Below are 19,176 nucleotides of genomic sequence, written 5' to 3' on the forward strand. Positions count from 1 at the left end.
CTTCTTCAACCGCGATTTCGTCGAACGGGTTCATCGACATCTTCACGTTCGCGATGTCGACGCCCGTGTTGTCCGACTTCACGCGGACCTTCACGTTGTAATCGACCACTCTTTTCACTGGCACCAGTATCTTCATCATTCGTTCCCCAGTCCGGTTTCAACCACCGTCATGCAAGCATCGTGCGTGCAATGACCGTGCGCTGGATCTCCGACGAGCCTTCGTAAATCCGCAGGATCCGTGCATCACGCATGAGGCGCTCGATCCGCATTTCCCGCGTGAAGCCGTAGCCGCCGTGGATCTGCAATGCGGCGTCCGTCACGAACGCGACCATCTCCGACGCATACAGCTTCGCCATCGATGCCATGTCGGTAAACGGCTCGCCGGCCGCGCGCCGCGCAGCGGCCTGCAGCGTCAGCAGCCAGGCGGCTTCGAGCTGCGTCTTCATGTCGGCGAAACGCCACTGCAGCCCCTGCTTGCTTGCGAGTGGTTCGCCACCGACGTGGCGCTGCTTCGCCCAGTCGATCGCATCGCCCAGCGCCGCTTCCGCGATCCCGAGGCTCGTCGCCGCGACGTCGAGGCGGCTGTTGTCGAGCACCTTCATCGCGGTGCGAAAGCCGCTACCCTCTTCACCGAGCCGGTTCGACGCCGGCACGACACAATCGAATGCGACTTCGTGCGCGGGCGCGCCGTGGATGCCCATCAGCTTCTCCGGCGACGACACCGACACGCCCGGCGTATCGCGATCGACGACGAATGCGCTGATCCCGCGCGTCCCGAGTTCGGGCGCAGTTTTCGCGTAGACGACGATGAATTGCGCGGCGTCCGCATTCGAGATGAAGTGCTTCACCCCACGAAGACGGTAGCGGTCGCCGTCGCGCACCGCCTGCGTGGTCATCCCCGCCGGATGGGAGCCGGCCTGCGGCTCGGTCAGAGCGAACGCGCCGAGCTTGGCGCCGGTCGCAGCGTCCGGCAGGTAGCGCGCACGCAATGCGTCGTCGCCGCCGATCAGCACCGAATCGGTCGCCAGATAGTGCGCGCCGATCATCGACGACGTCGCTGCGCATGCGTTCGCGATCTCGGCCAGCGCGAGGATGATCGCGGCCGGCGATGCCCCGATTCCGCCCCAGCGCTCCGGCAGGTTCATGCCCATCACGCCGAGTTCGGCCAGCGCCGGCACGTAGCACGTCGTCGAGGTTTCGTCGCGATCGACCTGCGCCGCATGCGGTGCGAGTTCAGCCTGTGCGAAACGGCGAATCGCATCGGCGATTTCGAGGTCGGCGTCGCTCACGCCCAGTCGTTTAAGCATCGTTCATCTCCTGACGGGTTTTGGTTTGATGGAGCGTCACCGCCGCACTGGCATCGACCGCGTCGGCGGCCGCGTGGACCACGCCGGCCTTCGCGAGCGCGGCAATCGCCGCTTCGTCGAGGCCGAGCATGCGCGTGAGCACCTCGCGTGTGTGCTCGCCAAGTTGCGGTGCGCGCGTCGTGCGCGTGCCGGGATACGCGGAAAACTTCAGCGGCTGCACGGGCAGCCGGATCGTCGAGCCGTCGGCCGCGGTCGTTTCGACGAGCAGGCGCCGCACGCGGGCCTGTTCGCTTTCGAGCGCCTGCCGCACGCTCCGGATCGGTGCGACCGGAATGCCCGCTGCGCTCAGCGACGCGTTGACGTCCGCGACCGAACGCGTTGCGGCCCACTGTTCGATACAGGCGCGCAACGCAGCCTCGTGCTCGCAACGCGACGCATCGGACGCGAACCGCGGATCGTCGACCAGCGCCGGATGGCCGATCGTGTCGGCAAGCAGGCTGAACAGCTTGTTGTTGAGCACCGCGACGACGAAATGACCGTCCGCCGCGCGATACGCGCCAAACGGCGCGGACGTCGGATGGCGATTGCCGACGCGCGGTTGCGCGACGCCGGTGGTCGCATAGCGTGCGACCAGCGCTGCTGTCAGATTCATCGTCGCATCGAACATCGACACATCGACGTGCGAGCCCTCGCCGGTGCGATCGCGTGCGACGAGTGCGGCCAGCACGCCCCACGACGCGAAGATCCCGCTGACCACATCGGACACCGAATCGCCCACCATCGTCGGGTCGCCGTCCGGTGAACCGGTCGCGTCCATCAGGCCGCACATCGCCTGAAGGATGATGTCGTACGCGGGCCGGTGCGACTCCGGGCCGGTCTGCCCGAATCCCGATACGCTCGCGTAGATCAGTGCCCGATTGCGCGCCGACAGCGCCGCATAGCCGATCCCGAGGCGATCGGCCACGCCCGGGCGGAAATTCTCGACGACGACGTCCGCCTGCGCACACAGCGATTGCGCCAGCGCCTGCCCGTCGGCGGTCTTCAGGTCGATCACGACACTGCGCTTGTTGCGGTTCATCGCAGCGAACAACCCGCTCTCGCCATTCGCGAACGGACCGATCGCACGATAGTCGTCGCCGGCGGGCGGCTCGATCTTGATCACGTCGGCGCCGAGGTCGCCGAGCAGCGCCGAACACAGCGGCCCCGCGAGTACCCGGGAAAAATCGATCACACGTATGCCGTCGAGCGGCAGCCTGGACACAGTCACGGCATCTCTCTCCTGAAGGTCGGGCCGAGTAGGCCGATGCGGTGATTCTGTTCGAGTGTGGCAATCAGATAAAATATCGGAATAAATTAACTCCTATAAGATTTTCGTATGGGTTCGACATGGCTCTGTCGCTGAGACTGCTTCGCTATTTCGTCGCGGCCGCGGAAGCGGGCAGCACGACCGCGGCCGCGGTCGCGCTGAACGTGTCGCAACCGTCGATCTCGGTGGCGATCCGCGAGCTCGAAGCGCTATTCGATGACCCGCTGTTCACGCGCGGCGCGGGCACGCGAATGACGCTCACGCACTTCGGCGAGCGCAAGCTCGCGGAGGCACGTCAGTTGCTGGCATCGGCGTCGGCGTTCGCAACCGACGACGCGGGCGACGAACCGGGCGGCGTCGTGCAAATCGGCGTATTCAGCACGATTGCGCCGGTCTATTTGCCGCGCGTGCTGGAACTCGCGCAGCAGCGTCATCCACGCCTGGACATCCGTTTTGTCGAAGGCGATCTCGCGCAGCTCGACATGGCACTGCACAAGCAGCAGATCGACTTCGCACTGATGTACGACGTAGGCTTGCCCGACGACATCGAGTGCGAATGCCTTGCCGAACTACGGCCCTATGCGCTCGTACCGGCCGGGTCCGCGCTCGCGAAGCGCAAGCGTGCGATTTCGTTGCACGATCTCGCCAAGCATCCATTCATCCTGATCGACCTGCCGCACAGCCGCGACTTCCTGATGGCGCCGTTCTGGCAATGCGGCTTGTCGCCGAACGTCCGCTATCGCGCCGTGTCGATCGAACTCGTGCGGGCGATGGTCGCGAGCGGGCTCGGCGTGTCGCTGCTGATCACGCAGAGTCCGGCGGTCACGCGCTCGCCGCTCGTCGTCGAGTGTCCGATCCGGGAATCGACGGTGATCCAGCCGCTGGTGATCGCCCGGCTTGTGCGCGCGGCGCGTACCCGTGCGTCGGAAATCGCAGCGGCCTGCGTACGCGACGCGGTCGCCGACGCGATGCGTACGCGCACGGGGCTACCCGCGTCGGAACGCACGGGTATGCGGCCAAGCACGACGATCTCCCGTTAGGCGATGCAACACGCGAACGCTCGGCCAGTTGCCGCGCGCCCGGAATGGATCGAGGTGCTCGTCGACCTGAAGCTCGCGACGTCGTTCGGCCATGCGCAGATCGGCGCGAACGTCGTCCACCGGTTGCTCGTCGACGGCACGTACCGGCGCCACGTCGACAGCCTGCGTGCGCGCCTCGCGGACGCGATGGGCGAAACGCTCCGGCGCGTCACGCGCGCCGGGCTCAGGATCTGGACGGAGCCGCGCGGCGGCGTGCGGATGCGCGCGAGCCACCGTATCCATGCTGGAGAATGATGAAGCCCGGCAATCGGGCGGACAACTACGGAATGAATCGGTAATCTGCCTTCGGCATCTGCAGCCAAGCAGGCCGACATCCGATAGAGCATGTCGTTCGGGATACCTCGTTTCGCAAATCGTACACGACCAATAGACGAGCATGCCTCCGTCCGTCGATAGTTTTCCTCCTCTTCCGGATAACTATCGAATCAATGAGCGAGAACTTCGATTCACGCGACGCTACGCACCACGAAGAACGCGACGAATGGATATGCGTCGGAACCACCTATACAAACACCACACCGGGATCCACTCACACCATCGAACTCGACATGGCGCAAATCTGCGAAAACATGTCGAACAAAACATTCAGGCGCCTGATTGCTCGGCTGCGCGACGCTGAAATTGTCCTGATTCGCGAGCGAATTCATGGCCTCGCCGCTTGGGATCAGGAAGAACAGCGCCGCGTCCAGACTTGGTTCGGCCGATCAGATGACATAGTCCGTCGAAGACTCGACACCGGATTACCCAAACTTCTGCGCACTTCCCGATGCCCGGCTTTCTACCAACTGCAAACTGAAAGTCCTGATTCACGAATGCACGCACTACGTCGACACATTCAACTCGGAAGACGAAATCTATGGGTTCGGCCCCGGCCTGAAGTACTGGGCTCAGACGCGTCCGGATGTAGCGATCGACAATGCAGACAGCATTGCCCGCTACATTTCATTTTTCGACGACAGGATTCTGTGGTGAAATTTCTTGCACGTGTGATCAGCATCGCGGTCTGGTCCTGCCTCTCGTTTTCGATTTCACCCACGGCTTGTACCGTTTCGGAAGACATGCTTGACAGCGTCCCGCTCAATTCCGACGCGATCCCTAACGAGGATCGCGTCAAAATTGCGGAGATGGTCATTCGCGCGCGTCAATGGCCGGATGCAGAGATTCGTGGCATCGTCACTGCCGGCGCCTACATCGGGGAAGTCAATCCACAAGCGCTCGCGTTACGACGAGCGGCGAATCTGAAGGAATACCTGACACAACTCGGCGTCAAGAACGAGAACATCTGGTCTGATACCCACATCATCTCGAAACCGTATCCGAAAGACAGCGCCGGTTACGAAGGTTATCTTCAGATCGGACTGACACTGGTCCCGCTTTGCAACGATGGATGTCGGCGCCTGTGTGGTGATCCGCGTACCACGCCGACATCCAGAGCCCTTCACTAAGGTAGTCCGCAGCCAAACGACATCGCGATCGCATCGCGTCGGCGACGGCGTGACCCGAGCCTCTCACGCCGCCCCGCCGCCTGCCTCACACCTCCCCCGCGTGCGCCCTCGCCCGCACTTGCGCAAACGACGTATCGACGAGCAGGCGCCCCGTATCGAACACCGTCTCCAGCGCGTCCTCCCACTCGCCTTCCAGCATCCGGTCGTCCCACGCGGCAGGCAGCGTCGTCGTCCGATACTCACCGGTGCGGAAACTGCGCAGCAGCGTGAGCCGCCCCTTCTTCGAGCGCTTGCCCTGATCGGTGACCGGATCCTTGCAGACGTCGTGCCACACGTCGCCGCGCCGGATCGCCGAGCACTTCATCGCAAAGCGCTGCGTATCGCGGTTCACCTGCTGCAGCAGCCCGCCGCCCATGCCGAACACGACGTTGCCGGCCGCATAACCCGCGTCGTCGAGCGCGGACAGAATCGCGTCGATCGACAGTTCGTCGACACCGTCGCCCTGAATCACGCGCACGCGATTCAGCACGCGCCGCCCCTTGCCGTTCACGGTCGAGCCGAACGATGCGTCGAGCGCACGCACGGTCTGCAGCACGATCGCCACCGGGTCGCCCGAATCGGGCCGCACGACCAGCGTAGCGCCGGAATCGAGCACGGCCTGCCGAAGCTCGCCGCCCCACAGATCGAGCGCGGCGAACAGATCATAGGAGTCCGACACGACCGACACGATCGCGCCGGGCAGACCAAAGCGGCGAATCATGTTCCGGTACGCATCGGCTTCGTGTTCGCGGCCCCACGACGTGATCGTGCTGTGCTCGGCCGCCGGCACCGAGTACGCGGCCATCGGCTCCCGATAGAAACGGTTCGCGGCCAGCACGCCGAGCACCGTATCCGAACCCATGAAGTTGACGAGATGCGCGGCACCGCCGATCGCGGCCGACTCCGCGCTCGACACGCCGCGTGCGCCGAAGTCGTGCAGCTTGAACGGCAGTTGCGCGAGATCGTCGTCGGTCTTTTCCAGGAAGCGGCGGATCGTCTGCCGCAGGTGCCAGCTTCGCGTCGCAACCGTCACCGGATACCACACGCGCAGCAGCATCGTCTCGAGATACGACGCGAGCCAGAACACCTGCGGGTCGTCGCATTCGACCGTCATCAGCACGTTGTGCACCGGCACGACCGAGCCCTCGGGCACCGCGCGGATCTTCACCGGCAGGTAGCCATCGTAGCGTTCGACGATATAGCGCCAGCCTGCCTCGTTGAACGGCTCGCCATGCACCGTGAAGAAATCGCGCGCCTCGTCGATCATCGCGTGCGTGATCGGCTTGCACAGATATTCCTTCAGCAGCATCTGCAGGCCGAAGAACACCGTGCGGTCGTAGCGGCCACCGCGCGATTCGACGTACGAGAACATCGCCGACGCGTCGGGCGGATATTGCAGGAAGTGGGAAGCCTTGTACGAATCCGTGTTGAGGATAGGATTGGCGAGAACCGCGGCAAAGCCGCCGAGATCGTTTTGCATGGCTAGAGCTCCTCTAGGCCGTTGAAGTGCCGCCGCGTCTGTCGCGGCGGACGGAATGCGGGGAATCAGCGGATCACAGCTTCCCCAGGAAGTGATACGCGATGTCGAAGTGATCCTCGAACATCACGTTGCGCATCTGCGCGAATTCGTTGAGCGGCACCCAGCGCGCCTTGTCGGCGTCGTCGCTGCCCTTCACGCGCGGCAGCTCGCCGGTCGGGAAGTTGAACAGGCACGCATGCGTAATCGTGCGGCCGCGCAGCGAGCGCGTCGGGTGATCGAATACCTGGCGATCCTTGATCGAGCCGCGCAACACGGGCTCCGGCAGCTTCAGGCCGGTTTCCTCGCGCAGCTCGCGGATACAGGCCGCGTCGAGCCGCTCGTCCTGGTTCACGAACCCGCCCGGCAGCGCCCACAGGCCGCGGCCCGGCTCGCTGCGGCGGCGCACGAGCAGGATATGGCCCGAGTGCACGACCACCGCGTCGACCGTCACGAACGTGACGGGATACGGGGCCGCCGCCCACGCCTTGCGATACCCGGCGATGAATTCGGCTTCCGACTTCAGCTGCGCGAATTCCGGCTGCGTGCGGAAACGCTCGAGCCAGCCGAACACGGGTTCCGGCACGGCCCACTGCACGAAGCTGTTGGTGCGTTCGGCGAAATACTGGTCGCGGATCTCGGTGGCGGAAATGTCTTCGGTCGCATCGACGTCGACGAGCTCCCATTGCGGGAACATCCGCAGGTAATACGACGTGGCGTCCTTCTCGTGGCCGATCAGCCCGACCTTGCGCTGCGCGATGTCGCCGAGCGCGGACGCGACGGCGTCCTGCACCCAGCGCACCCAGTCGCCGTCGTTGTAGGTCGAATCCTGCAACGGCGCGATCGTGACGCGGTCGCGCTCGGACGCGTCGAACAGCGAAGCCAGCATCTGGCGGCGCTCGTCGAACGAGAACGGATCTTTGATGGTGCGGGGCTTGTCGGTCGATCCGATCAGCACGCACACGCGCTCGGCCCGGCTCAGTGCCGACTTCAGCACGTTCAGGTGACCACGATGCGGAGGCTGGAAACGACCAATGAAAACGAGCGCGTCGAAGCGCCGGTTCTGTTGCGTACTCATGAGGCTCCCTCAAGAGATTGAAACGCTTCGGGTCTTTCCCGAAGGGTTGAAACGAATCCTAGGGGAAATCCCGAGGTGCGTCAATCGAGCCCGTTCGAGCCCCTCCTCGACTTGACGAAGTCTGACGAAACGCGCGTTATTGGCGGGTTACACTCGATTTCATCCTAATCCGCGCCAGGGCGCCCGCCATCATGAGGATCTCAGTCAGCCGCACCGTCGGCGTCGATCGCAGACGCCTCTTCACGTGGTCGCAGGATTACGCGCGTCGGCTCGTGTGGGACAGCTTCCTCACCGACGCCTACCTGCTCGACGGCATGACGGCCGACGTCGGCGTCGATGCGTTCTGCCGCAGCCAGTCGGGCGCAACGATGGTATCGCGCTACATCTCGTACCGTCCGCCGCAGGTCGCCGCCGTCGAAATGGTCGACGGGCCGAAAGTGCTCGAGCGCTTCAGCGGCAGCTGGAACTTCACCGAGCACACGCCCGGCACGACCGAAGTGAAATTCACGTACCACTTCCGCGCCCAGCCGGCCTGGCTGCGCTGGCTGCTCGAACCGCTGATCGGCGCGTTCTACCTCGTGCAGACGCGCCGGCGTCTCGATTCGTTCAAGCGCTGGGCCGAAGCCGAAGCGCTGCCGCACTGACCGGCGAGCTCGGGCCGTACGGCCCGGCTCGTCCGCGCCACTTCCCATCTAATGCGTCCGAACGCGCCATTGCCGCGCCGCTCCGGCATGCACCGCGCATTTGCCAGATTCGCCGAACCCGGGGAAACTACGGGCGGCCGTCACCCCGACGGCGCGCCCCGACCGAGAGAACGGGGCACCGCTCCCTGCAACGGCTTCGACACGAACCTACTCCAATGAGCCTGATATCCCGATTCTTTGGCCGCAAGGAAGAACCCGACAACCCCGTCGCGCTGGTCGCGGCACCCGACGTCGAGAACCCGCTGAGCGTGACGGTCGTCTTCGACGGCCCGCTGCAGGTCGATATCGCCGCGCTGACGGCCGCGCTGCGCGCGTACCACCCGAGCATGAAGCAGGCGCGCGTCGAGACCGAGCCGACGCTCGCGCAGGTATTCGGGCTCGCCGGCTGGGGCAACCACGTCGTCCGGCTCGTCGGCTTCGACGCACCCTATCCGTCCGAGGCCCTGGAAGCGTGTGTCGCGCCGGCCCACTACGGGCAGGACCTGAAGCAGCAAGTGCGCGCGAGCCGCAGCCACGTGATCCTCTACTACGCCGGGCACGAAGCCAATCCGCTCGACCAGTATGTCGCGCTGGCGGCCGTCGCCGGCGCGCTCGCCGAACAAAACGGCCTCGCGGTGCTGAACGAGCACGCGCACACGTCGCTGCCGGCCGGCGTCTTCAATGCGAAGGAACTCGGCGCGGAAAGCCTCGAAGTGCTGCGGGACATCCCGCTGAACCTGTTCTTCTGCGGCTTCGTGAAATACGAAGTCGAAGGCGTCAACGGCGTGTGGATGCGCACCTATGGCGCCGACGTGTTCGGCCTGCCCGATTTCGCCGCGCTCGCGTTCGCCATCATGAAGGCGAACGCTATTCGGGCATCTTCAACAACGTGATGCACTACCTGCTGGAAAGCGGCGCGCGCATGCACGCAGGCGAAACGATGCAGATCGGCGCGGAAACGTTCATGAAGCTGCGTGAGCCGCTCGAGCAAGAGTATTACCTGCAAGGGCCCGCGCAGGTGCTGGTGGCCGAGCTGATCTCGGCGGATCAGATCAATCGCTGATTTCACCTCGCCGTATCTCGCTGCACGGCGCAGGGGTTCGAGGCTTAACGAACCACGTGCGCCGCTGCATCACGTGACGGCGGCGTGACAGCCGCCATTCCAACCCGATGAGGAGCGATCCGTGTTTGGTATTCGCCTGGGTCTCACGCTGGCCGCCATCGGCCTCTCGCTATCGGCCCACGCCGACAGCATCGACTGCACGCGCGCAAAGACGCGCACCGAGCGCCTGATCTGCAGCGACAAGGCGCTCGTGTCGGCCGACAGCACATTGGCAAGCGCCTACTACGGCGCGATCGACATCGCAGCCGACCAGCAGGCCGTCATCCGATCGCAACGCGCATGGCTCGCGCAACGCGATGCGTGCGCCGATGCAGCCTGCATCGCCACCGCTTACCGCGACCGTACGGCAGCGCTGAAGCAGGTGAAGCACGCGGGCTGGAAAACCTATCGCGACCCGGTGCTCGGCATCTCGTTCGAGTACCTCGGGAACCGCCAGATCAAGAAGCCGTGCCCGGAAATCGGCGGCGACCGGTGCGTCGCGATCGTCGGCCGCAACATGACGAACAGCAGCTATTTCATTGCGTTCGAGATCGTCGATGGCGCGCTCGAACCCGTTGCGGAAAAGGAAGCCGGCTTCGAGCGGCAGGACGACGGCAAATGGATGTCGACGTATGGTCGCGGCACGCCGCAAGCGGTCGAACGCTTCTCCGGCGCCGGCTGGCGCGGCATGCGCGCGACGATCACGTGCGGCATCAGCGATCCGGAAACCGGCTTCCACGCGGCCGGCGGCGAATGCTACTGGGCCGTGCTGAGCAACGGCAAGCGCGCGGCCGTCGCGAATACCCAGGGTATCGTCGGCACCGACGACGCGACGATGCACAGCGTGTCGTCGTTCCGGTTCGAGCGTTAGCGGGAACGTCGTGACGTGCAATCGCCCGGGCATGAATCGACGTGCGATGCGTCATCGCAACGAAGCCTCGGCAGCCTGTCGCCGACACCCGCAAGCGTAAAAAACGCACTGCATGGCGCGATCCGCAACGGCCGCTCCTCCAGCCGCGCCGTTCGACCCGCATCCGCGCTAACGTGCGCCGTCCCCGCGCAACGGGAACGTTTCCGCCCCCGCCTCGCGGCGCAACGTGACCTCCGTACCCGTCAGCCATCCTGACGATTTCAGGATCGGGCGCGCGATCGCGTACAGGCGGTCGGCGCTTGCACCGTAAAAGTATAGATAGCCGTCGTTGCCATCGCGATGCAATTCGGTCTCGCCCAACTCGCCGGCCCCGGCCTGTTTCACCGCACGATCCAGCCGTTGCTCCAGCGCATGAAGGCGCGCCTTGTCCTTCTCGTAGTAATCGAAGTGCACCATCACGACCGGCCCGGGCGGCTTCGGCGGTACATCGGCGGCAGCGTCGGCCGCGTTGGCGGCAAGCAGCGCCCAGCCGAGCAACGCGGCACACCGGATTCTGTTGCGCCTATCGGCAAAGGAAGTGAATCGCCCGCTCACGTCGGCGCGCCGCCGCGCGCAACCTGCTGCCGGACTTGCGCCTGCGTGCCGAGCGCCGCGGCGATCGCATCGACCGCATCGGCCGCACGCGCCGCGCCGCACATGAACGCGTCGACGGCCGCGAAGCGATGCTCGGGCCACGTGTGGATCGTGATGTGCGATTCGGCGAGCAGCACGACGCCCGTCACGCCATGTTCGCCGCCGAAATGATGGAAATGCGCGCCGATTACACGCGCGCCGGCCTGCTGCGCCGCTTCGGTGAGGATCGACTCGAGCCGGGCGGCGTCACGCAGCAGCGCCGCGTCGATGCCGGCCAGGTCGGCCAGCACATGCGAGCCGAACGTCGCGCGCGGTGGCGTGATCCCGTCGCGCGCGGTCATTTGTGCGACCCGTACGACGAGTACCCGCTGCGCGCCGACGAACTGCCCCAGCCGCTGCCGCCCGAGCCGCTGCCGCCGATCGATGCGCAGCTGAACAGCGTGACGACGATCAGGCCGTAGATACCGTAGAGGATGTACCGGATCACGCGTTGCCCCCGTCCGATGCAAAGCGCTTCCACAGCCATTCGGGCAGCCACAGTACCAGCAGGCCGATCAGCAGGTAGACGGAACGGCCGCTGAACGAGAACAGCGAGCCCATGTTCAGGATCACGAGCAGCGCGCTGAACACGAGCGGCAGCGGCGCGAAACTGTGCGGGCCCTTCCGGCCGAACAGGCCCGTCGTCACGGTGGCGCCGGTTGCCGCCGCAGCCGCGGCCGTCGCGAGCGACGGCGTGCCGAAGCGTTCGGCAAGCGTGCTGGCCGACAGCGGCCGCGCGCGCGACCAGACGATCTCCGCGTCGCTGCGCTCGCGCGTCAGCTTGTCCTTCTGCCAGCCGTAGTCGATGATCGACGTACGATCGCCGACCTGCACGCGCCAGTTGAACGCACCGACCACGTAGACGACCTCCGAGTCGTATTCCTCGCGCAGGCGGTAGGTCTTGTCGCCGTCGGTCACGTCGGCATCGCTGCCGATCGTCGGCCACTGGTCGAGCACCTGCACGCGCTCCCAGCGCCCTTCGCTCTGCACGAGCCACAGGAACCCGCGTGTCGGATTCAGCAGCAGGTATTCGTCCCACGTCTCTTCGTTGCCCGGCACGCGGCAACGCATCATCCCGATCACCGTGTACTTCACGCCGTCGAACGTGCCGATCGCGCCGAGCTCCAGCGCCCCCTTCACCGCTTCGAGCTTGCGCTGCGCCGCGAACACGGTCTGCTGCTCGGCCGTGCACTGCACGCCCGCATGGCAACTGCCGCACACCACGTAGTCGGCCACGTTCGGCGCATACGACAGCGGCGCGCCGCAGCTCGGGCACGCGAACGGCACCATCTCCGCGCCGCGCTTCTCGCGCGTATCGTGGTCGGTATCGCGCAGCCCGGTGAAGGCGAGCGCGTCGAATTCGAGGGCTTCGCCCGTATAGACGGCCGGGCTCCCGCCGTTCGCATCGGCGTCGGAATAGTCGTAGGTCGCGAACGCGTTGCCGGTGCGCAGGTCGACGACGCGCGCCTCCCATCCGGCATCGACGCGGAACGGCAGTTCGCCGTCGCCGCCCGTGCAGCGCGCGGTGCGCACGTCCGACACGAGAAACGCGCGGCCGCCATGGTCGATCCGCATGCCCGGTTCCAGCGTGCCGAACGCAGGCCATGCGCCGCCGGACGCATCGTCGGGCTCGCGCACCGTGATCGCATACTGGCCCGACGCATCCGACAGCCAGCCGAACGTGCCGTCGTCGAACACGACGTACCACTCGCTCCACGCGCCGGCGTCGTAGGTCATCTGGATGCGCCCGAGCACGGTGAACGTACGCTTGCCGTAGCGACCGGCCGTGCCGATCTGGATCGGCGACGCATCGTCGAGCACCGTCGCCAGTTCGCCGATGCGTTCGACGTCGGTGCCGCGCTTGAGCAGCGTGCTGCGACAGAACGCGCAGACGGCCATCACCGCCGCCGCCGAGCGAAACTCGACCGGCGCGCCGCACTGGGGGCACGAGGTACTGAACATGCGCGACGCTTACCGGGTGAGCTTCGCGAGGATCTCGGCCTTCGCGCGCGAATATTCGTCTTCGGTCACGAGGCCCTTGTCGAACAGCGCCTTCAACTGTTCGAGCCGCTGCACGTAATCGGTGCCTTCCGCCGGCGCGGCAGTCGGTGCGGCGGCCACCGGCGCCGCGGCAGGCGCGGGCGCAGGCGGGGCGGCCGGCGCCGGTTGCGCGGCACCCGCCATCTGGCCGGCCATCGCCTGCCCGATCGCCGCCCCCGCGGCAAGCCCCGCGCCGATCCCGGCGATGCCGCCCGGGTTCTGCGCGGCGAGCGGAATCGCCTGCGCGGTCTGGTATTGCGTGGCGCGCGCGAGATCGCCGGCCATCCCCGCGCCGATCCGCAGGTCGAGCGCCTTCTGCAGTTCGGCCGGCAGCGACACGCTTTCAACCGCGAACGCGTCGAGCGCGAGGCCGTAGCGCGTGAACACCGGCACCAGCGCCTCGGCGACGCGCTGCGACAACAGCGACTGGTTCGCGGCCATGTCGACGAACGGCACGTCGGCCGAGCCGAACGTCGTGCTCATCGCGGTGACGACCAGGTTGCGCAGTTGCTGTTCGAGATCGTCGACCGTGTACTGCGCGCGCGTGCCGCTGACTTCGCGATGGAACGCGCCCGCATCGACGATCCGGTACGAGTAGATGCCGAACGCGCGCACCTGCACGAAGCCGAATTCGCGATCGCGGATCGTCACCGGCTGCGCGGTGCCCCAGCGCCGGCCGAGCTGCAGCCGCGTGCTGAAGAAATAGACGTCCGATTTGAAAGGAGACTGAAAGAGTTTGTCCCAGTTCTTCAGGTACGTGAGCACCGGGAGCGTGTTCGTTTCGAGCGTGTACAGCCCCGGCTGGAACACGTCGGCGACCTTGCCTTCGTTCACGAAGATCGCGACCTGCGTCTCGCGCACGGTCAGCTTGCCGCCGTACTGGATTTCCTGGTCTTCCATCGGATAGCGCCAGGCCAGCACGCCGTCGGTGTCTTCCGTCCATTGCAGGACGTCGATGAACTGCTTGCGGATGAATGAACCCAGACTCATGTCGGTCTCCTCGAAACGCGTGGCGCGTCAGGTCAGGCAGGCGGCATTGATGATGCCGACGACGAGCGACGCGGTGCCCATCAGGCCGCCCATCGCGACGTTGCGATCCTCGATCGCATGATTCATGCCGGGCATCAGGCGCGTCAGCACCGCATAGGTGATCAGTTGCACGGCCATCGCGCCGACAGCCCAGATCACGACTTCGCCGAGCGTGGAATTGTGCGCGATGCTGGACGCGAGCGTCAGGCAGAAGCCGATCAGCGCGCCGCCGAACGACAGCGTCGCGGCGGCGTTGCCGTCGCGGATCAGCGCCAGTTCGTCGAACGGGGTGACCTTCAGGTACACTGCCGCGAACACAAGAAGCAGCACGAACGCCGACAGTAAATGAACCGCATAGAGATAGGCACTATTCATTCTTTCCCTCGGATTTTGTGCTCGGTTCGCCGCCCCGTCGCCGGCCGGCCCGCGCAGGGCCAGCGGACAAAATTCCGCGCCAGTATATCCACATTGCCGACCGCCGCACAACGGACACCCGATGCTGCATAGGCGCGCGCTCGTCCTGTCGATTCTCGTGCTCGCATCGTGCGGGCTCGGCTACGAACTGATCAGCAGCGCGCTGTCCAGCTACCTGCTCGGCGATTCGATCCTGCAGTTCTCGTCGGTGATCGGCAGCTACCTGTTTGCGATGGGGATCGGCTCGTGGCTCGCGAAGTTCGTCGAGGACGACGACGTACTCGACCGCTTCGTCGACATCGAGCTGCTCGTCGGCCTGCTCGGCGGCGTGTCGGCCGCGCTGCTGTTCGCGGTGTTCGCGTGGCTCGCCGCGCCGTTCCGCGCGGCGCTCTATGCACTCGTGCTGGCGCTCGGCCTGCTGATCGGGATGGAGATCCCGCTCGTGATGCGCGCGTTCCAGCAGCGGCGCCAGGCGTTCCGCCATACCGTCAGCGAAGTGCTCACCTTCGACTATCTCGGCTCGCTCGCCGTGTCGCTGATCTTCCCGCTGGTACTCGCGCCGCGTCTCGGCCTGCTGCGCACCAGCTTCCTGTTCGGGCTCCTGAATGCGTTCGTCGCGCTGTGGACGACGCACCTGTTCCGCGACGAGATCCGCAACGTACGCGGCAAGCTGATGCGCGCGTCGCTCGTGATCGGGCTGCTCGTCGCCGGTTTCGCGCTGTCTGACCGCATCACGCACTGGGCCGAACACGGCGTGTACGGCGACGAGACGATCTATTCGGAAACGACGCCGTACCAGCGCATCGTGCTCACGCAGTGGCATGACGACATGCGGCTGTACCTGAACGGCAACCTGCAGTTCTCGTCGCGCGACGAGCATCGCTATCACGAGGCGCTGATCCACCCGACGATCGAGGCGCTGCCGTGGGCGAAGCGCGTGCTCGTGCTCGGCGGCGGCGACGGCCTCGCGGTGCGCGAGCTGCTGAAGCACCGCAACCTCGAACAGATCACGCTCGTCGATCTCGATCCCGCGATGACGAAGCTGTTCTCCACGTCCGCCCCGCTCGTCAAGCTGAACCAGGGCGCGCTGAAGGACCCGCGCGTGCACGTGATCAACGACGACGCGGTGCGCTGGCTCGAATCGAACGCCGACGTGTACGACGCGATCGTCGTCGACTTTCCCGACCCGACCAACTTCGGGCTCGGCCGGCTGTATTCCGTGCCGGTGTTCCGGCTGCTTGCACGCCACCTGTCGGAGAACGGCTACGCGGTGATCCAGTCGACCTCGCCGTATTTCGCGCCGCACGCGTACTGGACCATCATCGCGACGCTGCACGAAGCCGGCCTCAACACGTGGCCGTACCACTGCTACGTGCCGTCGTTCGGCGACTGGGGTTTCGTGATCGCCGGCAAGCGCCGCGACTTCACGGTGCCGACGCACTACGCGGTGCCCACGCGCTGGCTCGACGCGCAGACGGCCGCCGAGATGTTCCACTTCCCGGCCGACATGCCGGCGCTGCCGATGTCGCCGAACGAACTCAACGACCAGCCGCTCGTGCGCCGTTTCGACGACGACTGGAAACACGTGCTGCGCTGATGGACCGCCGCACGTTCCTCGTCGCGTCGGCGGCCGCGTCGCTCGCCGCCTGCGGGCGCACCGGCTGGATCGAGACGACGCCGCATGTCGGCTACCCCGGCATGCGCGAAGGCCATGCGCTGCGCGACCATGCAACGCTGCCGCCGCCGTCCGGCACGATCGAGACCGACGTCGCGATCCTCGGTGCGGGCGCGGCCGGGCTGTCGTGCGCGTGGCAGCTCGCACGCGCGGGGCACCAGCGCTTCACGGTGCTCGCCGGCCCCGAATTCGGCGGCAACGCGGCCGGCGGCCGCTTCGGCGATCTCGGCTATCCGAAAGGCGCGCACTACCTGCCGCTGCCGTCGCTCGAATCCACGCACCTGCGCGACATGCTCGCCGATCTCGGGGTGATCGAAGCGGCGCCGCTTTCCGCGCGCCCAGTGTACGACGAGCGCGCGCTGGTCCATGCGCCCGACGAACGGCTCTTTATCGCCGGGCAATGGCAGGACGGCATCGTGCCGACGGCCGGCCTCGGCGCCGACGACCTCGCGCAGCAGGCACGCTTCTTCGCGTACACGGACGGGCTGCGCACCGCACGCGGCGCCGATGGCCGCAAGGTGTTCTGCATCCCGATCGCGGAATCGTCGCGCGACCCGCACTGGCGCGTGCTGGACCGGCGCTCGTTCCGCCAGTGGCTGGTCGACGAGGGCTACACCGCGAAGGCGCTGCACTGGTACCTGAATTACTGCTGCCGCGACGACTATGGCGCAGGCTACGAGCATGTTTCGGCATGGGCCGGCCTGCACTATTTCTCGTCGCGCGGCGGCCATGCGGGCGATGCGAGCGACGGCGCGGTGCTGACCTGGCCCGACGGGCTGCACACGATGGTGACGAAGCTCGCCGATTCGATCGCCGCGCGCACCGGCTCGACCGCATGGTCGCGCGACGGCTTCGCGGTGCGTGCGACCGAGCGCGCGGGCGGTGTCGACGTGCTGTGCGCGCGCGTCGGCAACGACGGCACGCTGTCGACGTTCACGCTGAAGGCGCGGCGCGTCGTCTGCGCGATGCCGCTGTTCGTCGCGGCGCGCGTGTTTCCGCAGCTTGCCGCGTACGGCTTCGATCCCGCGCGCGACCTGCCGCCACGTGCGCCGTGGCTCGTGTCCAACTTCCTGCTCGACGGCATGCCGGCCGAGGAAGCGGGCGTGCCGCTCGCGTGGGACAACGTCGTCTACGACGGCGCGGGGCTCGGCTATGTCGTGTCGACGCACCAGCTGATCCGCATGTCGCCGCCGACGCGCTCAGTGTTCTCCTCGTACCAGGCGTTGAGCACGCAAGCGCCCGACGACACGCGCCGCTGGCTCGCGCAAGCCCGACCCGACGCGTTGCGCGAACAGGCGGCGATCGACCTGCAGGCCGTCTACGGGCGCGAACTGTGGAAACACGCGACGGCGCTCGAGATCACCGTGCGTGGTCACGCGATGGCGACGCCCGACGTCGGCTTCCTGAGCCGGCCGGGGCTGCTCGCGCTGCGCGATGCCGACGGCCCCGTCGTGTTCGCGCATGCCGATCTGTCCGGGCTGTCGCTGTTCGAGGAAGCGTCGTACTGGGGCGTGCTCGCCGCCCGGCGCGTGCTGGCCTGACGGTCGTCATCCGTCATTGCGGCGCCGCTGCCAGCCGCTATAATCGCCCGACATTCCGACTGCATTGAGCAGGCCGACGTGCCGCGCCGTCCGACGCGCCGTATGCCCTCCTCGACAACAACAATGACGAACCGAACCATCCGACGCCTTCGCCCGTTCGTGCGCGCCGCCGCGCGCGTGCTCGCCTGCGCCCCGCTGCTCGGCGCGCCGCTGGCGCTGCATGCGGCCGACTCCGCACCCGCCTCCGGGCGCTACATCGTCGTCGACACCGGCCATACGCCGGCGCGCCCGGGCTCCACCGGTGCGAGCGGCCGCGTCGAATACCTGTACAACCTCGACCTGTCCACGGCGGTCGCCGAGAAACTCGCCGCGCATGGCGACCGCGTGCTGCGCACGTCGGCCGACGGCCGCGAGATCGCGCTCGACCAGCGTTCGACGCAGGCGCCCGACGCGAACCTGTTCGTGTCGATCCATCACGACTCGATGCAGCAGCAGTTCATCGACGCGGGCCGGCAGCGCGAATTCCGCGGCTTCTCGGTGTTCGTGTCGGAACGCAATCCGCACTATGCGGAAAGCCTGCGTTGCGCGAAGGCGATCGCCGAGCGGCTGGTCGCGTCCGGCGAGCGGCCGTCGCTGTATCACGCGCAGCCGATCCGCGGCGAGAATCGCCCGCTGATCGACCCTCAACTCGGCATCCACCGCTTCGACGATCTCGTCGTGCTGCGCACCGCGCCGATTCCGGCGGTGCTCGTCGAAGCCGGCGTGATCGTCAATCCGGACGAGGAAGCGCGGCTGGCGCGACGCGAGACGATCCAGAAGCTGTCCACCGCGATCGCCGGCGGGATCGACGCGTGCACGACACCGAAGTAAGCAACGATCACGCCCGTCGGGCCCAACGGTTTTCACCCAGTCAGGAGCCTCACCATGAAAATGAAGCATCTGCTCGCATCCTGCGCGCTGCTCGCGCTTGCCGTTCCGTTCACCGCACACGCTGCCGGCTGCGGGAAGCCACGCAGTGCGTTCGACCAGGTGTACTGCACCAGCACGCAGTTCTCGCAGTCCGACCGCGATCTCAACGATGAATACGGCCGCCTGCGCAAGCAACTGAGCGGCGACCAGCAGGCGACGCTGAAGGCCGGCCAGCTCGCGTGGCTGAAGCAACGCGACGCGCAGTGCAGCGAGACGCGCAATAACAGCTACCTCGTGGACATCCAGTGCGCGAACGACATGACGCAGTCGCGGCTGTCGTTCCTGCGCGAGCGTGAGCGCGAATGCTCGAGCACGGGCTGCGTGACGTCGAAGCTCGGCGAGTAAGGGCGTCGCGCGTGCCGCGCCGCGAGACGTTTCGCGACGCGGCG

20 protein-coding genes and 2 pseudogenes are annotated in these 19,176 nt (G+C 66.4%); 11 read left to right on the plus strand and 11 right to left on the minus strand.

The genetic code is table 11. The annotated features are described in order from the left end of the window. The 3 genes and pseudogenes from QZM35_RS15800 to QZM35_RS15810 all read right to left on the minus strand — a co-directional run. Positions 1 to 136 (minus strand): annotated as a pseudogene (locus QZM35_RS15800) (electron transfer flavoprotein subunit beta/FixA family protein); the annotation flags it as partial. A gap of 31 nt (positions 137 to 167) precedes the next feature. After that, positions 168 to 1,307: an acyl-CoA dehydrogenase family protein gene (locus QZM35_RS15805; RefSeq protein ID WP_089427026.1), complete on the minus strand. Its 1,140-nt coding sequence runs from the start codon at positions 1,305 to 1,307 to the stop codon at positions 168 to 170. Beyond that, positions 1,300 to 2,574, minus strand: coding sequence for a CaiB/BaiF CoA-transferase family protein (locus QZM35_RS15810; RefSeq protein ID WP_301776329.1), 1,275 nt, complete (start codon positions 2,572 to 2,574; stop codon positions 1,300 to 1,302). The genes QZM35_RS15805 and QZM35_RS15810 overlap by 8 nt, the downstream gene beginning before the upstream one ends. Positions 2,575 to 2,693: 119 nt before the next feature. On the opposite strand from QZM35_RS15810, the gene QZM35_RS15815 reads away from it, so the two are divergent. From QZM35_RS15815 to QZM35_RS15825, 3 genes and pseudogenes are all read left to right on the plus strand, one after another. Then, positions 2,694 to 3,653, plus strand: coding sequence for a LysR family transcriptional regulator (locus QZM35_RS15815; RefSeq protein ID WP_301776615.1), 960 nt, complete (start codon positions 2,694 to 2,696; stop codon positions 3,651 to 3,653). Positions 3,654 to 3,680: 27 nt separating this feature from the next. Then, positions 3,681 to 3,908, plus strand: a pseudogene (locus QZM35_RS15820) (PLP-dependent aminotransferase family protein); the annotation flags it as partial. Between the two features lie 609 nt (positions 3,909 to 4,517). After that, the gene (locus QZM35_RS15825; RefSeq protein ID WP_301776616.1) at positions 4,518 to 4,685 is read left to right on the plus strand and encodes a hypothetical protein; all 168 of its coding nucleotides are present in this window, start codon (positions 4,518 to 4,520) and stop codon (positions 4,683 to 4,685) included. Between the two features lie 558 nt (positions 4,686 to 5,243). Here QZM35_RS15825 and QZM35_RS15830 read toward each other — a convergent pair. Then, positions 5,244 to 6,677 carry a nicotinate phosphoribosyltransferase gene (locus QZM35_RS15830; RefSeq protein ID WP_089427022.1) on the minus strand — a complete coding sequence of 478 codons (1,434 nt, stop codon included), beginning with the start codon at positions 6,675 to 6,677 and terminating at the stop codon, positions 5,244 to 5,246. A gap of 73 nt (positions 6,678 to 6,750) precedes the next feature. Further along, a complete protein-coding gene (locus QZM35_RS15835) occupies positions 6,751 to 7,791 on the minus strand; it encodes a bifunctional nicotinamide-nucleotide adenylyltransferase/Nudix hydroxylase (RefSeq protein WP_089427021.1) in 1,041 nt (346 codons plus the stop codon). A gap of 191 nt (positions 7,792 to 7,982) precedes the next feature. On the opposite strand from QZM35_RS15835, the gene QZM35_RS15840 reads away from it, so the two are divergent. The 4 genes from QZM35_RS15840 to QZM35_RS15855 all read left to right on the plus strand — a co-directional run bounded on the left by QZM35_RS15840 (position 7,983) and on the right by QZM35_RS15855 (position 10,447). Then, positions 7,983 to 8,435, plus strand: a complete 453-nt coding sequence (locus tag QZM35_RS15840; protein ID WP_027789550.1) for a type II toxin-antitoxin system RatA family toxin — start codon at positions 7,983 to 7,985, stop codon at positions 8,433 to 8,435. A 215-nt stretch (positions 8,436 to 8,650) separates the two neighbouring features. Further along, positions 8,651 to 9,367, plus strand: coding sequence for a hypothetical protein (locus tag QZM35_RS15845; protein ID WP_301776330.1), 717 nt, complete (start codon positions 8,651 to 8,653; stop codon positions 9,365 to 9,367). Further along, a complete protein-coding gene (locus QZM35_RS15850) occupies positions 9,367 to 9,537 on the plus strand; it encodes a hypothetical protein (protein ID WP_301776331.1) in 171 nt (56 codons plus the stop codon). Before QZM35_RS15845 ends, QZM35_RS15850 begins: the two co-directional genes overlap by 1 nt. Before the next feature lie 121 nt (positions 9,538 to 9,658). After that, on the plus strand, positions 9,659 to 10,447 hold the full coding sequence (locus QZM35_RS15855) for a lysozyme inhibitor LprI family protein (protein ID WP_089427018.1): 789 nt from the start codon (positions 9,659 to 9,661) through the stop codon (positions 10,445 to 10,447). A 168-nt stretch (positions 10,448 to 10,615) separates the two neighbouring features. Here the strand turns inward: QZM35_RS15855 and QZM35_RS15860 are convergent, their stop codons facing one another. Genes QZM35_RS15860 through QZM35_RS15885 form a run of 6 tightly spaced genes read right to left on the minus strand, consistent with a single transcriptional unit; the run spans position 10,616 to position 14,563 of the window. Beyond that, positions 10,616 to 10,984 (minus strand): hypothetical protein, encoded by a 369-nt coding sequence (locus QZM35_RS15860; RefSeq protein ID WP_254600211.1) that lies wholly within the window; start codon positions 10,982 to 10,984, stop codon positions 10,616 to 10,618. A gap of 53 nt (positions 10,985 to 11,037) precedes the next feature. Next, complete coding sequence (speD, locus tag QZM35_RS15865) at positions 11,038 to 11,421, minus strand: adenosylmethionine decarboxylase (protein WP_301776332.1); 384 nt, start codon at positions 11,419 to 11,421, stop codon at positions 11,038 to 11,040. After that, positions 11,418 to 11,567: a hypothetical protein gene (locus tag QZM35_RS15870; RefSeq protein ID WP_155291822.1), complete on the minus strand. Its 150-nt coding sequence runs from the start codon at positions 11,565 to 11,567 to the stop codon at positions 11,418 to 11,420. Before QZM35_RS15870 ends, speD begins: the two co-directional genes overlap by 4 nt. Then, entirely contained in the window at positions 11,564 to 13,081 is a 1,518-nt protein-coding gene (locus tag QZM35_RS15875) for a DUF4178 domain-containing protein (protein ID WP_301776333.1), read from the minus strand. The genes QZM35_RS15870 and QZM35_RS15875 overlap by 4 nt, the downstream gene beginning before the upstream one ends. 9 nt (positions 13,082 to 13,090) lie before the next feature. Next, on the minus strand, positions 13,091 to 14,149 hold the full coding sequence (locus tag QZM35_RS15880; protein ID WP_089427014.1) for an SPFH domain-containing protein: 1,059 nt from the start codon (positions 14,147 to 14,149) through the stop codon (positions 13,091 to 13,093). A 27-nt stretch (positions 14,150 to 14,176) separates the two neighbouring features. After that, entirely contained in the window at positions 14,177 to 14,563 is a 387-nt protein-coding gene (locus QZM35_RS15885; RefSeq protein WP_089427013.1) for a DUF350 domain-containing protein, read from the minus strand. 121 nt (positions 14,564 to 14,684) lie between these two features. Between QZM35_RS15885 and QZM35_RS15890 the strand changes: the two genes are divergently transcribed. From QZM35_RS15890 to QZM35_RS15905, 4 genes are all read left to right on the plus strand, one after another. Further along, a complete protein-coding gene (locus QZM35_RS15890; RefSeq protein ID WP_089427012.1) occupies positions 14,685 to 16,199 on the plus strand; it encodes a polyamine aminopropyltransferase in 1,515 nt (504 codons plus the stop codon). Next, the gene (locus tag QZM35_RS15895; RefSeq protein WP_301776334.1) at positions 16,199 to 17,818 is read left to right on the plus strand and encodes an NAD(P)-binding protein; all 1,620 of its coding nucleotides are present in this window, start codon (positions 16,199 to 16,201) and stop codon (positions 17,816 to 17,818) included. Before QZM35_RS15890 ends, QZM35_RS15895 begins: the two co-directional genes overlap by 1 nt. 123 nt (positions 17,819 to 17,941) lie before the next feature. Then, positions 17,942 to 18,688, plus strand: a complete 747-nt coding sequence (locus QZM35_RS15900; protein WP_174973580.1) for an N-acetylmuramoyl-L-alanine amidase — start codon at positions 17,942 to 17,944, stop codon at positions 18,686 to 18,688. Positions 18,689 to 18,742: 54 nt separating this feature from the next. Next, positions 18,743 to 19,132 carry a lysozyme inhibitor LprI family protein gene (locus QZM35_RS15905; protein WP_089427009.1) on the plus strand — a complete coding sequence of 130 codons (390 nt, stop codon included), beginning with the start codon at positions 18,743 to 18,745 and terminating at the stop codon, positions 19,130 to 19,132. Positions 19,133 to 19,176: the final 44 nt, after the last annotated feature.

The organism is Burkholderia sp. AU45274, from assembly GCF_030482505.1.
Classification (GTDB): domain Bacteria; phylum Pseudomonadota; class Gammaproteobacteria; order Burkholderiales; family Burkholderiaceae; genus Burkholderia.